This window comes from Pseudobacter ginsenosidimutans, from assembly GCF_007970185.1.
Classification (GTDB): domain Bacteria; phylum Bacteroidota; class Bacteroidia; order Chitinophagales; family Chitinophagaceae; genus Pseudobacter; species Pseudobacter ginsenosidimutans.
On the sequence record NZ_CP042431.1, the window covers coordinates 7566802 to 7591617 of the forward strand.

A 24816-nucleotide genomic window follows, 5' to 3' on the forward strand; every position below is an offset into this window, starting at 1 on the left:
TAAATCATATACGCGATAAACTATGGAACCCACCATCCAACATAAACTGGCTAATCTTGAGATAGCGCCCCCGCAGGGCGGATGGGAGCTTTTGTCTGCCAGGCTCGTTACTGAATATGATCAGACTGAGATCCGCCTGGCGCAAACCCTGAACGATACTGCGCTCACGCCGCCATCAGGCGCCTGGGCCGCTATCGCCACCGGTCTGCCGTCAGAAGAAGAACTGATCACTACTCCTGTACAGCCTGCACCTGCAAGAGTGGTTTCCTTTCCGTTCGGGAAAGTAGCCGTTGCTGCAGCCGTTCTTATCGTTATCAGTTTTGCAGGCTGGTTCATGCTCAGCTCAGACAATACTACTGCACCTGTTGCGCAAACCGACGCGCCTCCCGGTAACAATGTACAGGCACAACCAAATGCACCTTCCAATTCTCCAAATCGTATCACTACACCTCCTGCCATTGCACAGGAGATCCCTGCAGAACGCACAAGACCATTGGACGTTGAACAGAAAGAAATAGAAAACAATACTCTCATTACAGACGTAACAGAGGATAACCAGCCGATAGATCAGGACCTTCCTGCTGCCGAACCTTCACTGGTTCGCTCACAGAACCTGTCTACCGCTGCTGTGAGCATTCCCAACCGCGCCTACCGAGATGCCGCTGGAAAAGTTGTGATGGACATGAACCTGCTCACCACGCCCGGTACTCAATATGTAACGGTGACCGCGCCAAATGGTGAACAGACGCGCATCTCACGTAAGTTCCTGCCCGTGCTCACCTTCATCAATACCGGCGCAGACAATGGCCAGTTCAATTCCTCCTTCAAGCAAAAGATCCAGGAGCTGCGCAAACAACTGCTGCAACAGGCGTCTTTTGTACCTTCGGCTGCAAATTTTCTCGACATCATGGAACTGAAGGAACTTCTTCAGGATAAATAATACCTATGCCACGCATCAAGATCGATCTGCCCTCTGATTTCGCTTTTACTTCGGTTATACCTGTACGTATTACAGACCTCAACTATGGCAATCATGTTGGCAATGATACCATCCTCTCCCTCATTCACGAATCACGCGTTCAATATCTTCACTCCCTCGGATACGGAGAACTGAACTTTGCAGGCGCCGGCCTGATCATGGCCGATGTTGGGATCGAATACAAAGCAGAGCTGCATTATGGCGATGTAGTACGCGCTTCTGTAGCAGCCGGCGATTTCTCAAAAATTTCATTCGACCTTTATTACAAACTGGAAAAAGAAGAAAACGGAAAAACAATACTGGTGGCCGCAGCCAAAACAGGCATGGTTTGTTTCGATTATGAAAAGAAGAAAGTAACGGCGCTTCCTGCTGAAGCCCGCGAAAAACTTGAAACGAAGTAATTATTTTTCATTCCAGATCCTCCAGCTCTCTTCAGCCTGGATCACCAGCATATCCATTCCATTCTTGATAGCTGCGCCCTGCGCTTCGCCTCTTTGAAGGAATTGTGTTCTTGCAGGATTGTACACGAGATCGTACAAATAATGATTGGAAGATATGGCCTCATAGGGCAATGCAGGCCAGGCATCCTCTTTCGGATACATGCCCACGGGAGTGGTATTCACAATCAGCGTATATTCATCAATGATAGCAGGCGTTACCTGTTCATAGCTTCGCTGATTGGCCGCGGAGGGATTGCGGGAGATAATGAGATAGTCGATTCCTTTCTGCTCCAGCACATAACAGATGGCTTTTGCAGCGCCGCCGGTGCCCAGCACCAGCGCCTTCCTGTGTGAAGGTTGCAGGAATTCACTGAGGCTTCTTTCGAAACCCAGAACATCCGTATTGAAACCGGTGAGCTCACCGTTCTCAATACGGATGCAATTGCAGGCGCCGATAGCTTGTACCACCGGCTCCATATGATGTAAAAATGGAATTACCTGTTCTTTGTAGGGAATGGTCACATTCAATCCGGCCAGGTCTGTATAACTGGCCAGGATCTCTTTCAGCACAGCGATCTCCGGGATCGGAAAGTTTTGGTATACACAATCCTGTATCCCTTCTTTTCTGAACTTTTCCGTGAAGAAAGGCTGTGAAAAAGAATGACCGAGAGGATAGCCGATCAGGCCATATCTTCTCATTGGCTCAGTTCATTATCAAGGAACAAACTGAAAGTATCTCCGCGAAGTCCAACACGCATGGCTTCCAGGGGAATCACTTCTGTTGGTGCGATATTGCCCAGGTTCACATTGCAACCGAGCAGTTCGATGAAATAAAGTTGTTGTGCTTTCTGCGGCGCTTCCCAGAGGATCTTTTCGCCGGGAATCTGTGTGAGGATCTCCTGCACCAGGCCTTCCCGTACTTCGCCTGAGCCACGGTAGATGCCTACGTTGCCTGCTTCGCGCGCTTCTGCAATCACATAGGAGGAACCGGCATTGAGCTCTGCGCGCATCAGTTCGATCCATTTGTAGGGAGGAATGATATGAGCCGCATCCTTGCTGCCCACTTCACTGAGAACGGTGCCATGTTTTGTGAGCTTTTCGATATATCCGCATTTTTCTGCATGGGGAATAGTGATGGAGCCATCACTTACTTCCATGTAAGAGATACCATATTCTTTACAAACACTGATATAGTCGTCGAACTGATTGCGGATGAGAAAAGCTTCAAAAAGTGTTCCGCCGAAATAGATCGGAATATTGTAGCTCTGATAGACCTTGATCTTTTCTTTCAGGTTGGGTGTAACGAAAGAAGTACCGAAACCAAGTTTGACGATATCTACATGGGGGCGCGAAATCTCCATGAAATTATGCACTTCGGAGATACTGAGGCCTTTGTCCATCACCATGGTGATACCATCGTTGCGGGGTTGGGCAGTCCTTTCGGGGATCTGAGAAAGATTGAAATTCATTCGACTGGTTTTACACTTAGGAATTTTCTAAAGTCGCCGCAAAAATAGGGAAGAAACGCAAATGCAACAGTGATTTAAATCATTGGCCTATTTATTCTTTTTGAACCTGGCCACAATATCTGCCACCAACTGGTGTTGCAGGATGGAAGGATCCAGTTCCACGATTTTCTTCAGCAGCCTGGGGCTCTGGCCCATGGCATTTTCCAGTTGCAGTAGAGCTTCCTTGGTCTTGCCCAGCGCCAGATACACGGCTGAAAGATAGAACCTGAATACAGGCTTGTTATTGGTCATATGTAATGCAGCATGCACCTGCTCCAGGGCCTCCTCGTAGAATTCGCCATGGTACAGGCAACGGATCAAGGACTCCCAGCTGGTAACATTCCTGGGCCGCTGTCCTACTACATTAGAAAAATATTGAATAGCTTCCTTGTAATCGCCCAGCTGCATCTTGCACTCGCCCATCGCCAGGTTATATTCCGGTTGTAAACGATGGATCTGCATGGCAGTTTCCAACTGCTTGATGGCCGTGCCCCACTGCCCTTCGTTCATATATGTGCAGGCGATCTTGAAATACAGTTTGCTGTCTTCCTGATTGAGGTGTGAAGCCTTGCGATAATAGAACCTTGCCTGCGCATAGTTCTTCATCCGGTCGAAGCAATGACCGATGGCTTCATAGATCACATCTTCTGGCCTCGACAATTCCAGCACTTTCTCCAGCACCTCGATAGCATCCTTGTACTTACGGAGCCGGATATACGCATCACCCATATTACGGTATGCATAATCGAACTTTTCGTCGATCACCACTGCGTATTTATAGGCGTCGATGGCTTTCTCGTAGAGTTTCAGTCCCTGGTAAGCCGCAGCCAGGTTGAACCAGGCGAGCTCACTGTAGGGATGTTCATCGATGATCTGGTTATGAAGTCGGATGCTTTCCTCGTTGCGGCCTGTAGAGTCTGTCCAGAAACAGATCTTATACAGCGCTTCCTCATTGGTAGGGTCCTGCTCCAGGATCAGTTTGAGACAGTCGAATATCTTATCGAACTCTTCATAATCATCGTATACATCCGCCAGTTCGAAGAGCAGCTCGATCCTTTCCTGCCCCTCGAACAGTTCGAGTGCATTTTCGAGGAGGGCCACAGCTTTGTCCTGCTGGTCAAGCGCCAGGTAAGCGGCGGTTTTGAGAATGTAGAGGTTGATATCATTACTGTCAAGCACAGCCGCATGGCTCAAAACCGTGAGCGCCTCATGGTAGTGGCGGGTGGCGATGAGCAGGTCTGCTTTCTTGATATGCAGGATGGAAGAGTAGGGAAATAGTTCGATCCCCATTTCTGCGGCTACCAGTGCCTGTTGGAGATCTTCCTCGTCATCGTAATAGTCGATGATCTTTTCAAAAGATTCCTCATCCAGGAAAGAATGACTTTTACCATTCTTCAGGTTCTGGAACTGCTTTACCAATTCTTTGATTTCGTCGTTATTCTGGCTCGATGGGTTATCTCTCATGAATCAATGTAATGGTTATTCTAAAGTACCTTTCCTGTTGTTCCCGGCCAAGTTTTGTTATTGACAGGGGTGCATAAGTTTTAATTGGAACCCAACAATTTAGGAACGGGATGCAACATTTTGGTAAAAAATGGAATCATTTTGTGCAAACTGTAACATTTCGGCATCTTAAGCGTTAAAAGAAATATAAAGCCCGGGATGAACGGTTAAAGGAATCCCAATTTTTTATATATTTTTGCACTAATTATGCAGGCAAACTTTACGCTAAAACTTAACCAAATGCTAAGAAGAACGATCATCAGTTGCGCGATGGTTGGGACAGTGGCGCTTGCGTTGGCCAGTAGCGGCGGAGGTGGAAAGAAAGGTAACCAATCGAATGTTCCGCTGAAGCCTGAGTTCACCCCCATCAGGACCACCAATGGTTTTACATTGAAAGCAGGTCCTTTATACACGGGAAGTCAACTGGCCCGTAGCCAGAATTCCGTGAGTTATATTACTTATAACTCATTGGTAACCTACGAACAAGGCAATAAGATCTTTATCCTGCCAAGCTCGGTAAAGATCAAATCACAGCCTCAGTTCCGTTCTAATCTGAATGTTCTGGACCTGAAGGTCCGCTTGCGGAAATAATCCGCCTTATTGTTCAACCCCAGGCAACCGCCTGATCTTCAAAATTGGAGCAGGATGTTATTCGCCGTAAAAATATTGCCAGCCTTCAGGCTGGCTTTTTTATTTCCCCCATTTCCAGCACAAAAAAGGGTCGCCTGCAGTTCACAGGCGACCAGCTAAACTTAGCTAACCCAATATTTTAGAGACTTGTTTTCTTACTTTCTTCGTAGGTCATTTCCCTGTAGCCGGTTTTGGGCAGGTCGAATTTGGAAGCAGGAACAGGATTCAGATTGATGGAAGACACCGTGTATTTGATGGTGAGCTTTCCCTGTACCAGTTCGTATTCCAGGGGAAGGCCATTGAGGCTTCTGAACTGGTAATCGTAATCCTTGTTCTCGGGAATGATATCCGAAGTGTAATACACCGTGAATACAGTGCCATCATTAAGAGTGGCAGTGGCTTTGATACACTTGTAACCCGCGATGGTCTTGGTTTCCGGCGTATTGGTAAAAGTAATGCCGTTGTATCTTTTATTCTTTTCTGCCCAGTTCTGTGGCGTCATGCGGATCAGCAGTTTCTGTCCGCTCACTTCGCGCAGCACTACAGCGGAACCGGTCTTGGAATCGTGAATGGTGGTGGAAGAGAACAGGGCGCTGGCCATTTCGGAGCGGCTCATATTACCCTTGATGTACACGGTAGTGGTAGCGCCATCGAAAGCATCGGCAAGTTTGGGATCGGCGCTGCCGGTGGAAACGGTGGCATCATAGACCATAGTGAGCTCGGAAATCCTTTTCTGCGCATGGGCAGTAGCGATAAGGGAACAAAGGACCAGTAAGAGGGTAAACTTTTTCATGATGCTGGCACGTTGGTGAATATCATAAAGACGGCCCGGATAGCCTTAACCGTTGTCTAAAGTAATAATAAAAAACAGATTTCTAACAAGATATGTCAATAAACAAGAGCCCGCATCAACCAGGTTGTGCGGGCTCTCTGCTATTTTATTGTTTTCCCAGTAACGCATCCAATTTTTTTTCCAACTGTTCCCCCCGCACATTATGACCAATCACCTTCCCTTCCCGGTCGAGTAATAAAGTATAGGGGACGCCTGACATTCCATAAGCCACTCCCATTTTTTTTGCAACAGGGCATTCCCACCCGGTGAGGCTCGATACATGGTACCAGGGCAGCTGATCATCTTTGATCGCTTTCACCCATTTGTCGCGCTTATCATCGATCGATACACTGATCACGGTAAAGCCATCTGCTTTGTAACGGTCATATAATTTTTTCACATTCTGGTTTTCCGCACGGCAGGGCCCGCACCAGGATGCCCAGAAATCCACCAGTACAATTTTTCCTTTCAGCGAATAAAGTGAAACGGTATTGCCGGATGTATCAGGCAGCGTAAAGTCCGGCGCTACCTGACCGAAGTCAGTTCTTCCCAAAATATCACATCGCTCTTTCAACCGGTTGGTATACCAGTTCTCCGGCGTGGCAGGGTCCAGCTGGGAAAGCAATTGCTTCATGTCTGCATAAGTAAGGTGCCCTGTTCCTGCAGAAAGGAATTCTGCTGCCATAATAGTATTGTTATATGTTTTGGCATAACGCTTCCTTAATGGGTAAAAGAACTGATCATATTGCCGGGAAAGCTGCTTCTGCAAAACGGCTGTTGCCGCTTTATCGGTATTGTTCTTCATCAGGGAACGGATCGTATTGATTGAATCGTTCACGGGCGCAAGCTCCTGAAGATATTTCGCATAGGCATCATTGCTGGGTGTGCCGGTTGCAGTAACAGACCCTGTCCAGCTGCCCTGCAAACTGATCTGTCCGGGCTCGATATAGAATTCTACTTTTCTTTTTGAACCGGCAGCATTGAGGTAAACCTTATCGCTAATGAATTTTCCTTTCTGCGAAATAACAAACCTGCCATCTTTGGCAATGCCCTCCTGCAGGGTATCTCCATTGAACCATTTCTGGATCCAGAGTTTCCCATCAGGCAGGCCGCTGATATTTCCATTGATAGTGTAGCCTTGTGCATGGATGGCTGTAATTGAAAATAGCAATATGACTGAGAAGATATATTTTTTCATTTGTTCATTTTTTTTGTGGATCAACGTGGATTTTGTTCGATCTCGGGATTCATTTCGATGTACTTATTGAATATTGGCCAAACCAGCTTGGGATCACCTGCCGGAACACTCACCTGCCTTGAACTGATATAATGCGTTACCGGTAATCCCAATCTTTTAATATCGAAAAGGCGCAGTTCCTTTCCATATAGTTCCCTTCTCCGCTGCAACAGCACTTCGTTCACTACTGCCTGCTGATCGTTATTGAAATCGGCTGCGAGCTTCAGCTGGTAGGTACCTGTTTTGTATCTTTTGTTGCAGATCAGGTTCACATCGTCCAGTGCTTTTTGGAGCTGTCCTGTTCTGGCATAACACTCCGCCCTGATCAAATACATTTCCGGAGTACCGATATGAATATTATCGGCGCCGCTGGAATTGGCCCCATCCTTTTTATACCAGTTGTTGAAGGTGACATTGTATGTTACTTCCTTTCCTGTTTGCTCACCGAGCGCATTGAACCCGGTAAAACGAAGGGTCCTCCTGAGATCATGATTATTGATACCGGAACCCGTATTTTCAAAATCCGGATAGAGCTTATTGAAAGAAGCAGTATCGAGGATCATATAAGTATTGAGCCGGAAATTCTTGGAAGTAGTTTTGTGCAGGATCACTTCCTGGTCTTCCGTGCGCGACATACCGATCAGGTTGGCAACTACCGGCGCACCATTATACAGCGTATTGAAATCATGCAGGAAGCTGCGTATGGCAAGGGCTTTGTCTGCTTCCAGCAAAGCATCTTCGTATTTGCCCATGTACAGGTAAGTACGGGCCAGGATCGCGTGTACAGCAGCCTTGCAGGGGCGGTGCGAATACTGTGCATAGTTGTCCGGCAGATCAGGCAGGGCCAGTTTCAGTTCTGCGATCACGAGGTCATAGATCTTTTGAACAGATGCCCTGGGCAAGGCCGGCAACAGGGAAGCATCGTCGATAATGGGAACGCCGGGATCTGTTGCAGCCGTCTGCGGATTATAATGCTTTGCATAAATGTTCACCAGGTTCAGATAAGCATACGCCCTGTGCACGCGGGCCTCAGCCATCAGTTGTTTTTTGACCGTTTCATTGTCTTTCACTTTTTCCATCTCTATCAGGATGGTGCCAATAAGTGAAACGATATAATACTGGTTCTTCCAGTTCACATCGTCTGTCATCGCTTCGTATAGCCATACCTGTTGCTCGAACGCATAGAGCGCATTTACATGCTGCCGCGTGGTTGTCCAACTGAGCCAGCGCGATGAATCGGCATACACATCATCAGAAACCACATCTACATGTGAGCTTACCTGCGACAAAGAGAACTGGTATCGCTGATTGTCCACATCATCCATCAGTTTCCTGAAATCACTGGTGGTTTTGGCGATGATAACGCCTCTCGGCAATTCTTCGAGAAATTTCTTACATCCTGTAAACAGGAAGCCGGCCAGCAACAACCCAACCGGGACCATGATATTTTTCAACTTCATACAATTCAATTTTTTTGCTCGTCCGGACTTACAATCCGAACCGAACACCTAAAGAATATTGTGCCCTGTTACGCACTACAAACTGAAGTGCTCCATACACGGAAGAGCTGTAACCCGGGAAATCCGGATCGATGCCGGCATCGTTTGCAACCCAGACGGGGCCTAAATTCCGCGCTTCCGCCTGTATGCGTACATCGCGGAACGGGCCAGTGTGTTTCTGCGGCACCCGGTAAGCGAGCGCAATGCTTTGCAGCCTGATGCTGCCCGCATTCATTACATTTCTCGTATTGTATCGCGAAACATAATCGAGCAGCGTCTGCTGACTGGTATTGGTGATCTTTTCATTGAGTGAATACATGCTGGCATTATTCCCGTCTTCCGGTGATTGCCACCTGTTCACCATCAATGCCGGCAACCAGGTGAATGATCTCGTGTAGTTGAGATAACTGTTAGCCATACCCGCTGCAGGATAATCCGCCACAAATACATGCCCGAATTTGTAGAGCAGGCTGATGTTCAGGTCCAGCCCCTTGTAAGTGAAAGTATTCGACCATTGTCCGAAATGGCGCGGGTTCCGTTGCCCCACCACTTTGAAAATGTCAGCAAGGTTCATTGTATTGTAGTTGGGAATATCGGTAACTGCATATTCCTTACCCTGGTACATGAATTTATCGATCCCCTTTTCGTTATATCCCGTCCATTCTGCCGCTGCAACGAAGTCCACGGGTTGATCAGGCAGGTGATAGTAGTAAGAAAGTGTAGTATAAGCGATCAGTGTTTTATTCACCTGTGTGATATTGAAAGCCCTGTTCCTGTTGGTGCCGTAATTGAGACGGCTGGTCCATTTCACTTCAGTGTTGCGGAGAATGGCTCCCTGCAATGTCAGCTCCACACCGGTATTGTTGATATTACCTGTATTGAGTGTGGCCCTGTTGTTCTGGAATCCGTAAGTGCCGTTCACAGCGATCTGCGCCAGCACATCCTGCGCTCTCTTGGCATAGATCTCCAGACCGCCGGTAAGCCTCGATTTGAAAAGAGAAAAGTCCATCCCGATATTGTAAGTGCCGGTGCGCTCCCAGGTGAGGCCGGGATTGGGAGCCGTTTGTACGGCCGCATAGGGAAGCCTCGTAATGGGATCATTCCAGGGATAGCCTGTGATGTATGGACTGGCGCTTTTATCGATATTTCCATTGAACCCATAAGACAAGCGGAACTTGAGCCTGTCTATGAAATGAAAATTGAAGAAAGGCTCATCGCTGATCTGCCATCCCAGTCCTGCAGACCATTGCGGAAGATCGGTATAACTGGAACTTTGGCCATAGAGATTGGTCTTGTCAAGCCGCACACTGGCCGTAACATCATACCTGTTGCGGAAAGTATAGCCGGCATTCGCGTATGTGCTCACGAACCTTTCGTCTGCACCACCCAATTGGAGATAAGGCGTATTGGGCGCTAATGGAATGGTATTGGTGGTACCCTGGTCCCCGGTAAGGATGGGCGGGAAAACAGCATTGTGATTGAGGTTGACAATGCTGGTGAGCGACTGCGGATCATAACCATAATAACCATAATAGACTCGGTCATAATAATTGCGGCGTACTTCCATGCCTCCGAGCACACGCACGGAATGATCCCCAAATGTGCCGGCATAGGTGAGCAGCAATCTTGCATTATGAGAAAACCCGTTCGACTGGTTCTCATTCAACATGCCACCCGGAGGCACAGGGTAAGATCCGTCCTGCCTTGCATAGTTGTTCACCATATTCCTTACATACCAGGTATTCTCATTGAAATATTCCTTACGCAGCACATGGTCTTGCTGGTACTGGTAATAAAAATCCGCTACCAGTCCCGGGAACAGGGTTGCCTGGATATTCGAGAAAAGCCGCACATTGGTGGTTCTGGTGGTATTATCCATATTATCGATATCACGCTTGAGGTTCCAGTCCCAATCGTAAGGCAGTTTGTATTTCGTTGCGGTATCCTTTCTGCGCCAGTGTGGTATATTATAGTAGTTGACCATCCGGGTATAGTTACCATCTTCGTCGAGGATGCGCGACATCTGTGGAATATCGGCCAGGTCGTTCACCACAACACCGTTCTGTTTGAGCTGCGACAGGAAAATATTACTTCCGAAAGAGAACTTCAGCCACTTTTTTGGCATGTACTCATCTGTGAAATTGCCGATCACCTGGAATTCAGAATTGCCTTTGGAATACTGATCATTGAACAGACCGGAGATAGAGGTCCTCACTTTATTCACGTCGCTTCCTCCCTGGAAGGATAAGTTGACTTTCTTGTTGGATTCGATCTTCCGGAAGAAAAGGTCCCGGAATTCATTACGTACATCTATATGCGATAAAGCCTCAAGTTTATTGTTGCCTTCAGCCTCAGAGATGTTTCCTTTTTTCATATCGATCAATACGCTCATTACTTCGGGTATCTCATACCGTGAGCGTGTATTATCGTCAAGGAATTGATCGAACCAGTCTTTTTCCCTGATCATCCACCGGTAGATATCCACGGCATCTTTGCTGGAGGCCCAGGGGATCTTCGATAACCTGGGAACGGGCTGCGCCAGATAGTCTACAGACACCTGCATCAGCGGCTGTCCTTTCTTGTAGCCACCGGATTTGGTGGTGATCACGATCACGCCATTGGCGGCCTGTGAGCCCCAGATGGAAGCGGCGGCGGCATCTTTCAGTACCGTGATACTTTCTACATCAGCCGGATTGATCAGGGACCAGGGATCCACCACGCTGGAGTAAAAAGGGGCGCCATCCACCACAATCAGCGGGTTGTTGTTGCCAAAAGTACCAACACCACGGATCACGATACTTTTGCTGCGTTCGCTGTTCGGGTTCTGGTCTTCATCATATTGTGCTTCGAAGAACATGCCCGGCACCATCCCTTCGATCCTGTCTTTGAGGTTGAAGCTGTTGGACCTGTCGAGCTGTGCTGCGGAGATATGTGTGAAAGCGCCTGTAGCCCGCTCCAGCGGCAATTTCTGGTAACCTGTGGATACTACCACCACATTGGTCATTTCATCGTTCAGGGCTTTCAGTACAACAATGAGATGCCTGGCTTCCGCCACTTTGAGCCTTTGCGTTTCGTATCCTACAAAGGAGAATTCCAATGTTTCACCGGGATCGGTATCGATAGAGAATTCTCCATTCTTTCCTGTAAGGGTATTCTTTGTTTTTCCTTTTATAGTAACGGTAGCGCCGGGTAAAGGCGTACCCACACTGTCAGTAACTCTGCCGGTAACTGTAATGAAGTTGTGAATCGATTCCGGGATACCGGAGATCAGTAAACGCTGTGAACTTTGTTTGGAAGTAGTTCGGTCGCTGGTCCGTGTGAAAACGATGGTTTTATCTTCGATGATGAACCGGAGCGGCTGGTCTTTCACCAGCAATTCCAAAAAGTTACGGAGTGGCATGTTCGTAGCTTCCAGGTCCAGCGGCCTGGAATCTTTGAAAGTGCCTTTTGGAAAGAAAACGAAATAACCTGTTTGCTTCTCGATAGCGGTGAACACTTTTTTGTAACTGAGATCCTTACCTGAAATGGTCACTGTTTGCGAAGTGGCAGCGGCTGAAAGGTGCATACAGCATGCCAGCAGGAAAAAGCTTGTGATTCTCATAATTCGCAGCATTTTGGCCGGGAGACGGCATAGCGGCCATCCTCTAACCTCATTAGCAGTTTTTTGCATACATTGCATTGTTTGGTTAAATAAAGAAATACTTCCGATGTGTTTCGAAAACTGAACATTTGCCGGAAGCGCTTCCAACACTTCCGGCTTTGTTTTTATCACAGGAAACAGGTTATGGTAAGGATGCAGGTTTATTAAGGCAGAACAATCAGTTTAGTATCTTCCAGCCTGAAATGAACACCAGACTGATCAAGTATTTTCAATAAGCCGTTTAGGGTGATATTACGGCTCATCTTACCTTCAAATTCCAGGGCAGGTATCCCCTGCGGGTATTCAACAGTAATATTGTACCAGCGCGATAATTGTCGCATCATCTCGCCGAGGCTTGTATTGCTGAAATCGAAAGCGCCATTCTTCCAGGCCGTGATCTTTTCTATATCAGGATCATCCAGGAGCCTGATATCTTTTTTGTTTCCTCTCATCAATTCCGCCTGCTGCAATGGTTTCAGCAGCACGGCATTGGCGCTGCTGCTTTCAACACGAACACTGCCGTCTATCAGCGTGGTATTGATGTTTCCTTCATCTTCATAGGCATTGATGTTGAAGCTGGTGCCCAGCACTTCCAGCCTGGAGCCATCATCCAGCAATACGCGAAAGGGTTTTGATCTGTCTTTCGCCACTTCGAAGAAGAGCTCGCCGGTGATCTCCACATCGCGTGTTTTATCGCCGAATCGCGCAGGATAACGGATGGAGCTGGCAGCATTCATCCACACGCGGGTACCATCGGGAAGCACCAGTTTGAACTGCTTGCCGCGAGGTGTGCTCATTGTATTGAACAGTATCTTCCCACCGGCTCCATCTCCTGCCTGCCCGTACATTAGCTGATGATCCTGCAGCCTTATGCTTATTCCATCCTGCGTGGTAACGATGCCATCAGATAAGCTGTCTAGCAGAATGGTACTGCCATCGGCCAGCGTAAGCACGGCACCGTTGGTGCCAGGCATGATGGCAGGCGTTGTTCCCTGCTGCACAACAGGATCTGAGTTTCTGCTGCGTGTCAACAGCGGATACATCCAAACACCTGCAGCAATAATCAGAAGAGCGGCAACCCACCAGTAGCGAACAAAGCTGTTCCTCTTTTTTCCCGGCAGCGTAATAACAGATTCGTCTTCCCCCATTCCTTTCAGGATTTTCCGGTATACCAGTTCTTTTACATCACTGGTATCTTCCACTGCATACTGGTTCTGCTGTAGTGCAGATCCAATGGCAGCGTCCAGTTCTTCACCGGCGCTACCGCTGCTCAACTGGTGTAAGAACAGTTTTCTTTCTTCTTCGCTCATGGAGCCGGTAAGAAAGCGTTCCATGTTTTTACGAAAATCATTTTCCATTATGCTTGTTGTTATGGCAACTCCATGGGCTTCTAATACAAACTGCTGAACATTGAAAGTTGGTCCAGTTGGAAAGAAGATATTTTATATATTCTTTTCTATAATCAGTAAAGCGAAGGGGAGCAAATGTTTGTATCTCGATGCAAAATAAGTACGCATGAACCCAAGCGCTTTCACCAGGTGGTTTTTTACAGTGGCAGTGGAGATGCCCAACTGCGTTGCAATCTCTTCATAACTCAATTGTTCAAACCTGCTCAGCCTGAAAACGGTGGCCTGTTGGTCGGGTAACTGATCAGCTGCTTTGTACACTTCCTCGCGAAACTGTTTCATAATGGCGGCTTTTTCAGGAGAATAGGGAGAAGGCTGATCACATACATTGAGCAGGCTTTCGGCCTGGTTATTTTCCCTGGCGGTGCGAAGGGCCGTTTTCACCTGGTTACGCCCGATTACGAAAAGGAAACCGGACAGATTTTCAATTTCAGGTAAGCGTGCCCGGTTCTTCCAGACCCTCAGAAAAGTTTCCTGCACCACTTCCATTGCCAGTTGGGAATTCTGAGTGAATGCGAGCGCCGTAGAATAGATAGTATTGAAATATTCATCATAGAGCAACCTGAATGAAGGTTCATCACCTTCAGCGATGCGATGGAGCAGTTGCCTGTTGATCTGTGGGTCTGTAGGATGCAATAGTCAATTATTAGTATTGGCAGGCCCTAAAAATAAGCAAAAAGGGCCGACCAAATGGTCAGCCCCTTTGTTTTGCCTTTGCCTTAAACTGCCTTAACCGTCCAATAAGGAATTCTCAACCTTTCCTTTATTTTTTGATGAATTTCTGCGATACGATCGTTCCATCTTCCAGTACTATCTGCAACATATAAGTACCTGCAGCCATTTGAGCTGTACTCATGCTGAACTGGTTCCATCCGTTATTGGCTCTGAGTGTAATTTTGCCCAGTACTCTTCCGGCCGCATCCAGGATACTTGCCTGAACAGGTTGGCTGCGTTGAACAGTGAGCTCGAAGCGGAGCGTTGCAGTTACCACGGGATTCGGACGGATCACCAGTCCTTTCTCTCCAGCCCCAGCCAGTTTGGCTGTAACGATCTTAGAGAAAGAAGATCTTCCATCCACATCCACCTGACGGATCCTGTATTGATACAGTACTCCTGTTTTCACATTCCTGTCGTCCACAGAATAATGATTGGTCAGGTTGGTAGTACCCCTGCCTCCTACTGTTGCGATATTGTCAAATACACTGTTGCTCTCACTTCTTTCCACAACAAAGTGATGGTTGTTCAATTCACTGTGTGTGGTCCAGCTCACCTGGATCTTCTGACCCTGAGGTTCCGCCTTCACTTCACCCCAGCTTACCGGAAGCACTTGTGCCAGGTTAACTGTCCAGATGCCACCGAATGTGGAGAAGCCATGTACTCCATCGAAATCAACATATTCAACTCCGTTGACAGTACCGGTGGTGAGTGCGCCATCCGACCATTCCTGTCCGTAGGCTGCAACACCGCCATCTGCTGTAAGGCCGGATACCACTTGTGTTGCTGTTCTATCAGCAGCTTTGAACCAGGTGAATTCATGCGGATCAGTGAGACCGTTGGCAGTTTTGATGGATTCCATATTATTGGTCTCCACATTTTCAGCGCCGGCCTTCTCAGTTGAATTGTAGAACATCCTTACCACAAATCCTGGTTGCGGATTGGCCACTTTATCATAACAGTCTGCGCAATTGATCTCCAGCAGTCGGCGCATGAGGCGTGCGGCCTTCTGTGCATTGCCTTTTCCGAGGTCATTGAAAGCGGCATTCACATTCACTTTGGCAGTGATCTTGCTGCGGTCGATCAGTTGTGTTGGATCGTAGATGGCAGCGATGTATTTGCCGGCATCAACAGGATCTTTAAAGAGGATCCATCCATCGGTATAACATTTATCAGTAGCCGCTACTGTTTCAGCATTGTAAGCAGTGAGCACAGCTTCATTGTCCACGCAATCCCCGCCGGTAGCGAAAGTGAAGTACTGACCGGTAGTGAAATCATAGGTAGTTTCCCATACATCACCACTGAGGTTCATCGGCACTTCTGTAACTGCACCGGTGAAGTCTGAAGAGCTGCTGACGAGCAGGTACATTTTGCCGGCTTTTTCAAGCGGGAGTTTCACTGCACTGGCACTGGTGCTGGCAGGCGCCTGAAGCGTTACAGAAGAAACAGTATTTGTTTCCTGTACTTTCCAGGTTCTGGCGATGCGCTTGCGGTCTACAGGTGCGTTAGTGACAGTCCAGGTTGTTCTGTTACCATTATCATCTCCCAGCAACAGGGCGGTTTTGTTGCCCATATCGTTGGCATTGTCTGTATTGGTTGCGCTGATGCCCATACCATTTCCGAGTGTGATCAGTGCTTCGGCAGTATTTACACTCTTCGATTGTTTCTGATGCAGACCATTACAATCATCGCGGCCGATACCGGTGATATTGAAATTGTAGGCAGCATTACCTGCAGCATTCCAGAGAATCGCTCCATCCGGATCGAGGTAATCATGACCGAGTGTGAGACCATATTTAACACCGAAGTAGCTTGCCACTTTTTGTCTTTCTGTTACAGTAAGCTCGCGATTGAAGATGGCAACTTCAGCCATCTCTCCATCAAAGTACGTGTCATTGGCCACTGTGCTGGCGTTGTTCAACCTTCTTGAACCGATGTTGAGCTGATTTTGTACCGGGAAGAAATTCTGAGCGCCTGTAGTTACAGATGTTCCATTGTATTCGATAACACCAGCTCCTGCCGGAGAAGCGCTTCTGTGCATGTTTGCCAATTGGATCATACCAGGGTTATTGGCTGTAGTCAGCAAGCTGCCTGCATTGACGCCTACCCTGCTCACCCAACCCAACTGTCCGGTAGTATTGGTATAGAACCTGGAGAACTGTTCTGTTCCTGCAGCTGTTCTTCCGAATCCGATGAAATCACCATTGCGTGGGATGATCACTGAGAATACTTCCTCTCCTGCAGCGGCTGCACTGTGGTTGATGGCTGCATTGATCAGTACATTGGATGTACCGTTGAAAGTAATGCTCGGATTGAAGTTGAAGAGCTTGCTGCTGGTATTGTAAGCAGGTTGTGCTGCTGCCGTACCCTGCGTAACATTTGTTGCGTTGATGCTTTGATCAGCCCATACACTAACACCGGTTGCCGTGGTTACGCCTTTATCTGCGCGGTACCAGGTGAAGAGCTGGTCTTTCACACCACCGGGCGCTTCATTGGTGAGATCGGTAACAAGTGTGAAATACTGACCGTCAGCAAAACTGATATTATTGAAAGTTACTGTTTGCGTAGCGGCATCGTAAGCAGAAGCCATGATCACTGTTGTGGTGGCGGCAGTGAAATCATTGCTGCTGTTCACCAGGAGCTTCAGATCACTGAGCGAAGTGCTGGTAGGCACCAATCCTGAAAGGAACATCTGCAGTTGCACCACATCGATATTTCCTGTTTTCTGCACTTTCCATTCGCGTTGCAGGCGGGAGATCTTGCTGCAACCGCCGGGATCGAGTGCAGTTGGATATTCTGTGGTTTTGATACCTGCTGCGCCATCATCGCCCCAAACCAGGAAGCTGAGATCATCAGCAAAGCTGCTGGTATTGTCTGCATTGGTAGCAGCAATCGTGTTCAGGCCGATAGCGATCATATTGCCATTGGCAGCCGTGTTCACGCTACGTGATTGTTTCTGGTTGAGACCCGTCTTATCATCACGGCCGATACCGGTGATATTGTTTTTGTATGCAGCGTTTGCAGTGGCATCCCAGTAAGTGGTACCGGTTATACCATCATAATCAGTAGCTACATAATTGGTAGCGGCCGTCTGGTCCATGGTATATCCATATTTCAATGCCAGGTAAGAACTGATACGTTGACGCTCGTAATCTGCAATGGCCCTGTTGTAAACTATGATCTCATTGATCGGTCCCATCCAGGCCTGGGTGTTCGGAGTAAGTGCACCGATTGTAGCACTTCCCGTTGCAGAGGTTGTCCAGGCTTTGTTTTGTGCAAGCAGTAATCTCCACTTACTGTATAGTGCAGCCGACCCATTGGTTCCGCCTGCCCAGATACCTGTCACTTCCTGCGGCACACCTATAGCTGCCGTTCCTGCAGCGCCTGTTACATCGTTTGAATATCCGGAGAAGATCGCAGAAGTGTTTGTATTCACCAATGCATTGTAGTTATTGGTAGTTCCGGCCCCCCAGCCAAACATATACCTGATTCCGGATACATTCGTTGGTGTTCCAACGCCTACAAGCGTTCTGGGTGTAGTACCGAGCGGGAACCTAGACAAAGTCATGGCCATATTGCTGCTGGTACCGTTGAACACAAAGCCTGGATTATAGTTGGTGGCAGCAGTGGAGAATGTTGGCTGCTGGGCAACTGTTAACTGTGTGGCATTATTCTCATTACCGCTATAATCTATCCAGTTATCGATGGCTGACACACCATCATCCGCACGCAACCAGAGGTTGATGCCAACATTTACATATCCTGGTCCACGAAGCTCTTTCGCAAAAGTGATATAAGCGCCATCAGGCAGGTCTGCTGTGAGTACAGAGGTTAGTCCATCTGCATCCAGCTGATAAGCCACATCAGTTCCATCGAACACATTATCGGCACTCACTACCAGGAAGATCTTTTCATTGCCGCCATTGAGCTTAAACACCACATCGCGATCAGCCCAGTTTGTTCTGTCAACTTTCCAAACCCTTGCCATTCGTGCAGTGAGGTTGTTCAGTCCGCTGATGTTTTCCGTGTAATCGGCAGCCAGGTTATTATCTGCAATGAACAAGTAAGAATTGTTGTTATCGATGGTATTCGCGTTGAGCAGATTGGTGGTTGCGATCTCACCCACGCCCAGCGCCAGGATACCGCCGTTGCTGTTGATACTTTGTTTTTGATAGAGCTCGGTGCAGTCATCGCGGCCAATTCCTGTGATACGGAAATTGTATCCGGCGTTGTCAGTTGCATTCCACATGATGGTAGTACCATCGCTGCCCAGGTAATCCACTGCGCCCGCAGACATGGTGATACCATATTTGAGCGACAGATAAGATTCAACACGCTGCAATTCTGTTCCAGTCAAGGCACTGTTATTATAAACGATCACTTCAGAAATATCACCGCTGTAGAACAGTCCATTATTCATAGCACCGATATTGCCGAGCGTTTGTACATAATTGAAACCTGTAACGGTTGTGTTGGCGCCAACCTGTGTACCATCCTGACGCAGGATTCTTCCCACTGTATTATTATAAGTGGAACTGAGCAGGTCTGTTTTGTTCAGTACAGTTGTACCGCCGTAGAAAGGATTATTGCCCCAGCTGGCTTCAATGGTATTGGCGCCGCCGCCAGGCACATTATTATTGTATTGGAGAAGGATACCCTGGTTAGCAGCTGTTGCTCCCAGAAACACCACTTGCTTTTCATTGAGGTTAGTCGGTTTGGTAACAGCGATGATGCTGTAATTATTATTACCGGCATTCAGCACATTAGCAGGGATATTGAAGAACTGGCTTGTACCATTCAATCGGTAAGCAGGATTATAATTCACAGAACTTTCCACTACAGTAGGAATAGCGCCGGCAGTGGCCTGTGAACCATTCTTTTGGTTACCACTGAAATCACCCCAGCTTCCGCCTGTTTCTGTACCATAATCTGCACGCAACCAGGCAGCGATATTGGTATTCACGCAAGCCGGGCCAACAATCTTGCTGCCCACAGTGAAGTAAGCGCCATCCGGCAGATCGGCCGTATTGATGGTAACTGTACCAGTGAGTGAATTGATCGCATACTCTGTGGTTCCGGTTGCTCCGAATGTTGGATCATTGCTGGTGTTTACCAGGAAATAACGGTCACCATTCTGCGAAAACTTAATAGTGATATCCTGATCAGTCCAGTTGGTGCGATCAACTTTCCAAACCCTTGCCATCCTGAAAGTGGCATTGGGAACAGTAGTAACAGGAACAGAGAAAGTAGTTACATCATTATTGCTTGCCCAGGTGAAGAAGCTGAGATCTTCCATTTCATTGGGATTCTCTGCATTGGTTGCGGCGATAGCTCCGCCAAGGGCGATAGTGATATTGGGATCCGAAACAGAAACGGATTGTTTCTGGTTGAGACCTGTAGCTTCGTCTTTACCAAGTCCGGCGATACCATTAATATATCCTGTATTCTTGGATACAGTCCACATTCGGGTGGTACCGTCTGTTGCTATATAATCAAGGGTTCCATTGGCTAAGGTAATGCCATGCTTCAATGCCATGTATGAGTTCACCTGTTGCAGCTCAGCTGCGCTGAGTGTTCTGTTGTAAACCACCACTTCGTTGATAGTACCTGCATACTGATCGGCAATTGTACCTCCACGCCAGCCGAGACGAAGCGGACTGCCCTGGAATGTCAATACAGGACTTGGAGTTCCGGTAATATTTGTCGATCCGTTCCCGTATAAGGTGAATGCATTTCCTGTACGGCTTACACCCAGCAGATGTGGTGTATTGAGCGTCATCGGGAAATTTGCTGCATTGGATGTTTGCGAAGCGATATTGGTAGCTGTAACAAAGAACTGAGAAGCTGTATTGTAACCATACCCGAATCCGCCATTAGCATCTGTTCCTGCCGCCAGCAATACATCTGCAGTTGTACTGGCTCTCTTGCCAACGCTCACCACTGTGAACGGATTGTTTGCATTGATGCCTGCATTGGAAGTGAAGTTCATATAGTCATTGGTTCCATCCAATACAAGTCCGGGATTGAAGTTGGATGTGCTGGCACTGAACACAGGTTGATTAGCAGTTCCCGCCTGTGTAGCATTGAGATCATTACCACTGTAATCATTCCATGCTGCGCCCGTAGCTGTTCCATCATCGGCACGCAACCAGAACTGTACGCCGTTATTCACCAGGCCAGGCCCTTTGATCTCTTTGGCGAAAGTAAAGTATGCGCCATCCGGGATCATATCTGAAGTGAAGCTTACAGTTCCATCTGTATTCACAGCAATTTCCTGGTTGATAGTTGCAAATGTTGGATCTGTACTGATCAGCAGGTACAGATTGCTGGTAGGATAATGCGATTTCAATGTGAGACTGATATCTTCCCAATTGAATTTACGCACTTTCCAAACCCTGCCCATGCGGGTAGTGGCTTTTGCTCCACTCACTGCTGTACTGAAGGGAAGTGTTCCATTATTATCAGACCAGAAGAAGAAGGATTTATCATTGCGCACAGAATCCAGGTTCTCTTCATTGGAAGACATCACTTCTTCTCCAACAGCAATCGTGAGATAGCTGGCAGTTGTTGCGTTGGCACTGCGGCTCTGTTTCTGGTGCAGTGTACTCATATCATCGCGACCAATGGCGGTGATATTCGCTTTGAAAGCTGGATTGTCTGCACTTGTCCAGATCACTGATGCATCACTGGCGAGGTAGTTCAAAGCTGAACTTGCCTGCTCCAGTGTGATACCATATTTAATAGCCAGGTAGCTGTTTACTTTGAGTTTTTCAGTTTCGCTCAGCTTCCTGTTGTACATGATCACCTCTGGGAGTGATCCTGTGAAGAAGGCGGCAGCACCTGCCCCGATATAGTTTGCATTGGCAAAATTGGAAGTGTTGGCCGCATTATTTACGATACTTCTTCCATCGATATTGGCAGACCACCTGTTACCACCTGCAGCCATATTGAGGATAGTTGGCAAGCCGAGGTCTTTGGGTGCAAAGTTAAAGCTCAATCTCGTGGTTGAACCGAAAGTAGGCCACATTACATTACCGCTGTTCCTGTATGAAGGAGCAGAAGCTGCAGCGGCTACTCCTCCCAGTTGCCAGGGAAATGAGAAAGTGGTTACACCAGATCCATCCCTAACAATTGAAGATGCCTGTACAGAGAACACTTCCGCATTGGTGAAACCGGAAGCAAATACAGGCGTATTCAGGTGTTCATTGTTCGGGAACTGGATATATGCGTTGTAATTATATCCTGTGCTGAACCAGGGAAGGGTCCGGTTGTACATGCGGCTCCATACCCTTTGTGCAGGTCCCTGATCTAATACCTGTGTAACAGTGGTTCCGCTGAGCGTATAATCGTCTCCGGCTTTCATCCAGGTAGCCAGACCATTTGTTACGCCACCGGGATAGAATTGCATACGGCCGAAAGTGAAGTAACAGCCATTCGACAACATGGAAGCAGGAATGGTAACTGTTCCATTCTTATTCATTTTCACTTCATGCGTGATAGTGGCAAAACCTGCATCATTACTCACAAGGAGATAATTCTTATCGGTTGCGCCTGCCAGTTTGAGCGTAATCTCCTGCGCATCTGCAAAGTTGGTCTTCTGCACTTTCCATACACGTGCAAAACGCGCTGTTACATTGGCGCCGGCCACAGCTACAGTGTATGTGGGAGCCAGTTTGTTATTACCCCAGATCAGGGCTGCACGGTCATTGGCAATATCAGTTTCATTATCGTCATTGGCAGAGAAAATGGCATTGCCCATTGCTATGGTCAGACTATCATTCATGCTGATGGTCTTCGACTGGCGCTGGTGTATGATGCCAAGATCATCCCTGTACAATCCGGCAATACCATTGTTATAACCGGCATTAGCCGTAAGGCTCCAAAGTGTGGTGATGCCATTACTGGCGATATAATCGTGGAAAAGCGTAAGACCGCTGCGGATCCCAAGGTAAGTATTTACCTGCTTGCGTTCCGTTTCAGACAGTTTTCGGCTATACAGCACCGTTTCAGCAATATCACCGAAATAAACATATTTGGTGACGCCGCAATATCCGATGTATTCACGGCCTCCGGGCAACGTGAAATTCACAGTATTCGAAGTTGATATGGCAGACTGCTGGCCGCCGTTGAAATCCAGTCCCCATGAGCCCGCTGCCCCATATGTACCCATGATATTCCAGTTGAGTACATTGATGGCAGGCCCTGTTATTGTTGTTGCGGCTTTTCCATCCGTTACAACCTTTGTATTGGGATTATAACCGAGCCTGTCGTTGGTGCCAAAGCTTGTATAAACAGCTCCGTCTACCCAGGTATAGTGGATGCCTCTCGGCGTTCCACCAAAATCATAAGGAAATCCTCTTTGAACATTATTAGATCCTGACCGGAGTACAGTGATCACTTCACCGGCATTGTATCCGGTTACATAACCATATGTGCTACCGTAGAGATAATCGTTCCCATCGAAATTCACATAGTTGTTGAAGTTCAGTCCGGATTTCACTGAAGCGGGATCGCCTGCCAGGATATTGAAGTGACGGTTATTACCACTCGCATCTTCCCAACCGGTATTGGCTACGAGATTACCGCCATTGAAATCATCCGCTTTCAGCCAGACCTGTACACCTGCACTTACACCGGCAGGGCCCGTGGGCTTAACACCGATGCGATTGCTGAACTCCGAGGTACCACAATTATTGCTGGCGCGAAGCGTGGCAGTCCAGAAACCAAACGGCGCCTGGTTCAGGGCTGCAATGGCGGGAGCCGTAACACCGGTAAGTGTACGATTGCCGGAACCAAGTCCGGTGTAGGTATTCACATAATGCTGACCACCAGCACCGGTGACATTGGCATTATTGGCGAAGAGTTCCAGGCTACATGCGTTGGTACCACAAAGCGTGGGCATCTTCACCACCACATTGTAAACACCAGCCGAAGTTTCGGTTGAGCTTACCAGTTGGGGACGGTTCGCCAGCTCATAGCCGCAGTTGGCTTCACTGGAAAGATCGATGCCCGCTCCTTTATTACTGTAAATACTGTTCTGCGTGATCACAATCTTATCTACCCAACGGATATCGATAGCACCCTGCGTACCAGTATTGCTATAAATAGTATTCTTGCTGATTGTAAAATTAGGTACTACATAGGTAGTGGCATTCCAGGGATAAATGCCAATGGCAATACCGGTATTGTTCCTGAAAATGTTTTCTGTGATCAATACAGGGCCACCATCAGAAGTGGTATTACGGGCAAGGAACCAGATAGCTCCCTGGTCCTGCCCCAGACTTCCATTGCGGGCAAATTCATTGCTCTGGATCAATACATTATCATGGTTGTTGGAATGGTTATCACCGATCCGGATAGCCTGCTCATCATAGTCGAAGAACTTATTATTGGTAATGGTCAGTCGTTGGTTGCTAACTGCAGTCATTCGAATGGCCTGGTTAGCGTCATCCGCTACATTCTGCTGATCAGCATTAAATGTATTATTATCGAATGTAACAATATTGGTATTCCCTGCTAACGAAACGTGATTAGCCGATCCACTTCCTACCAGGTTGGTGAAAGTGGAATTCTTCACAGTGAAGTTGGTGCTGGCTGCGTTCGCATAGATGGCATTCACTTCGCAGTTGGCAAAAGTTGTATTGTCGATCTCAACCCCTGAATGATTGGCGGCGAAATAGATCCCATAGTCTCCATCATCCGCTACAGCAGGATCATCCATATTGAAGATGCTGTTCCTGATCACAGCACCGGTAACGATCCCCTGGAAATGAACGGCTCTGGCCGTTACACCGCCGCCACCGGAAACCTCTACGCCCTCCATGAGCAGGTTGTTGGTCTTATCGGCAAAGTAGAAAGCGTATTGTTTATCTTCCAAACCCGTCACCTTCACATTGCGGATGGTGAGATTGGTTTGAGCTGCATTGGCCACCACTCCCCTGTTCAGGTAATGCACACCAGTTTGGGTAATATGCAGGTTTTCCAGCGTAATACCTGCGAGAGCGGCTGTGATTTGCACGCCATTCACACCGGTATTCCTGAGCGTTAGATTCCTGATGATACTTCCACCGGACCCCGCTCCCAGCACGATCTGTGCAATCAGGTTATTACCTCCGGGTGAACTCACGATCCTGGTGGCACGGTCTATACCGTCGATGGTCACCCGCCGTGTAATGGTAGGAAGGGAAGCAGTGATGTTGATTACACCGGAATAATTGATAGTGATGGTGTGTGGAGCGCCTGCAGCATCTGCATTGGCGTTGAGAATGGCCTGCCTCAAAGAACCGGCGCCGGCATTGTTTCCATTGGAAACAACGAAATCTGTTGCATTTACGCTCCCCGCAAATAGTAATATAACGGGTAACAATACGCGCACAAATGCAGTCAGTCTTAGCCTGAATAAGGATAATTGTTTCATTCGATGGGATA

General features: G+C 47.8%; 13 protein-coding genes. 3 read left to right on the plus strand and 10 right to left on the minus strand.

The annotated features are described in order from the left end of the window. Positions 1-22: 22 nt before the first annotated feature. Entirely contained in the window at positions 23-940 is a 918-nt protein-coding gene (locus FSB84_RS29745; protein WP_130543731.1) for a hypothetical protein, read from the plus strand. Positions 941-945: 5 nt separating this feature from the next. Beyond that, entirely contained in the window at positions 946-1380 is a 435-nt protein-coding gene (locus FSB84_RS29750) for an acyl-CoA thioesterase (protein ID WP_130543730.1), read from the plus strand. Here the strand turns inward: FSB84_RS29750 and FSB84_RS29755 are convergent, their stop codons facing one another. The 3 genes from FSB84_RS29755 to FSB84_RS29765 all read right to left on the minus strand — a co-directional run bounded on the left by FSB84_RS29755 (position 1381) and on the right by FSB84_RS29765 (position 4391). Then, the gene (locus FSB84_RS29755) at positions 1381-2118 is read right to left on the minus strand and encodes a shikimate dehydrogenase family protein (RefSeq protein WP_130543729.1); all 738 of its coding nucleotides are present in this window, start codon (positions 2116-2118) and stop codon (positions 1381-1383) included. Next, positions 2115-2888, minus strand: coding sequence for a phosphosulfolactate synthase (locus tag FSB84_RS29760; protein WP_130543728.1), 774 nt, complete (start codon positions 2886-2888; stop codon positions 2115-2117). Before FSB84_RS29760 ends, FSB84_RS29755 begins: the two co-directional genes overlap by 4 nt. An 87-nt stretch (positions 2889-2975) precedes the next feature. Next, the gene (locus FSB84_RS29765) at positions 2976-4391 is read right to left on the minus strand and encodes a tetratricopeptide repeat protein (RefSeq protein WP_130543727.1); all 1416 of its coding nucleotides are present in this window, start codon (positions 4389-4391) and stop codon (positions 2976-2978) included. Between the two features lie 279 nt (positions 4392-4670). On the opposite strand from FSB84_RS29765, the gene FSB84_RS29770 reads away from it, so the two are divergent. After that, positions 4671-5021 (plus strand): hypothetical protein, encoded by a 351-nt coding sequence (locus FSB84_RS29770; RefSeq protein ID WP_130543726.1) that lies wholly within the window; start codon positions 4671-4673, stop codon positions 5019-5021. Between the two features lie 178 nt (positions 5022-5199). On the opposite strand, the gene FSB84_RS29775 is transcribed toward FSB84_RS29770, so the two are convergent. From FSB84_RS29775 to FSB84_RS29805, 7 genes are all read right to left on the minus strand, one after another. Then, positions 5200-5853: a hypothetical protein gene (locus tag FSB84_RS29775; RefSeq protein WP_130543725.1), complete on the minus strand. Its 654-nt coding sequence runs from the start codon at positions 5851-5853 to the stop codon at positions 5200-5202. 145 nt (positions 5854-5998) lie between these two features. After that, a complete protein-coding gene (locus FSB84_RS29780; RefSeq protein ID WP_130543724.1) occupies positions 5999-7090 on the minus strand; it encodes a TlpA disulfide reductase family protein in 1092 nt (363 codons plus the stop codon). 20 nt (positions 7091-7110) lie between these two features. Then, the gene (locus FSB84_RS29785) at positions 7111-8589 is read right to left on the minus strand and encodes a RagB/SusD family nutrient uptake outer membrane protein (RefSeq protein WP_130543723.1); all 1479 of its coding nucleotides are present in this window, start codon (positions 8587-8589) and stop codon (positions 7111-7113) included. A 28-nt stretch (positions 8590-8617) separates the two neighbouring features. After that, positions 8618-12229: a SusC/RagA family TonB-linked outer membrane protein gene (locus FSB84_RS29790; RefSeq protein WP_158644175.1), complete on the minus strand. Its 3612-nt coding sequence runs from the start codon at positions 12227-12229 to the stop codon at positions 8618-8620. A gap of 203 nt (positions 12230-12432) precedes the next feature. Then, a complete protein-coding gene (locus FSB84_RS29795) occupies positions 12433-13602 on the minus strand; it encodes a FecR family protein (RefSeq protein ID WP_158644176.1) in 1170 nt (389 codons plus the stop codon). 108 nt (positions 13603-13710) lie between these two features. Next, a complete protein-coding gene (locus tag FSB84_RS29800; RefSeq protein WP_130543720.1) occupies positions 13711-14310 on the minus strand; it encodes an RNA polymerase sigma factor in 600 nt (199 codons plus the stop codon). A 127-nt stretch (positions 14311-14437) separates the two neighbouring features. Next, complete coding sequence (locus tag FSB84_RS29805) at positions 14438-24805, minus strand: LamG-like jellyroll fold domain-containing protein (protein WP_130543719.1); 10368 nt, start codon at positions 24803-24805, stop codon at positions 14438-14440. Positions 24806-24816 lie beyond the last annotated feature (11 nt).

What these genes read in the sequence shown, in the direction of transcription:
- FSB84_RS29745 (WP_130543731.1), top strand. Translation starts at nt 23, where the DNA reads ATGGAACCCACCATCCAACATAAACTGGCTAATCTTGAGATAGCGCCC.
- FSB84_RS29750 (WP_130543730.1), top strand. Translation starts at nt 946, where the DNA reads ATGCCACGCATCAAGATCGATCTGCCCTCTGATTTCGCTTTTACTTCG.
- FSB84_RS29755 (WP_130543729.1), bottom strand. Translation starts at nt 2,118, where the DNA reads ATGAGAAGATATGGCCTGATCGGCTATCCTCTCGGTCATTCTTTTTCA.
- FSB84_RS29760 (WP_130543728.1), bottom strand. Translation starts at nt 2,888, where the DNA reads ATGAATTTCAATCTTTCTCAGATCCCCGAAAGGACTGCCCAACCCCGC.
- FSB84_RS29765 (WP_130543727.1), bottom strand. Translation starts at nt 4,391, where the DNA reads ATGAGAGATAACCCATCGAGCCAGAATAACGACGAAATCAAAGAATTG.
- FSB84_RS29770 (WP_130543726.1), top strand. Translation starts at nt 4,671, where the DNA reads ATGCTAAGAAGAACGATCATCAGTTGCGCGATGGTTGGGACAGTGGCG.
- FSB84_RS29775 (WP_130543725.1), bottom strand. Translation starts at nt 5,853, where the DNA reads ATGAAAAAGTTTACCCTCTTACTGGTCCTTTGTTCCCTTATCGCTACT.
- FSB84_RS29780 (WP_130543724.1), bottom strand. Translation starts at nt 7,090, where the DNA reads ATGAAAAAATATATCTTCTCAGTCATATTGCTATTTTCAATTACAGCC.
- FSB84_RS29785 (WP_130543723.1), bottom strand. Translation starts at nt 8,589, where the DNA reads ATGAAGTTGAAAAATATCATGGTCCCGGTTGGGTTGTTGCTGGCCGGC.
- FSB84_RS29790 (WP_158644175.1), bottom strand. Translation starts at nt 12,229, where the DNA reads ATGAGAATCACAAGCTTTTTCCTGCTGGCATGCTGTATGCACCTTTCA.
- FSB84_RS29795 (WP_158644176.1), bottom strand. Translation starts at nt 13,602, where the DNA reads ATGGAACGCTTTCTTACCGGCTCCATGAGCGAAGAAGAAAGAAAACTG.
- FSB84_RS29805 (WP_130543719.1), bottom strand. Translation starts at nt 24,805, where the DNA reads ATGAAACAATTATCCTTATTCAGGCTAAGACTGACTGCATTTGTGCGC.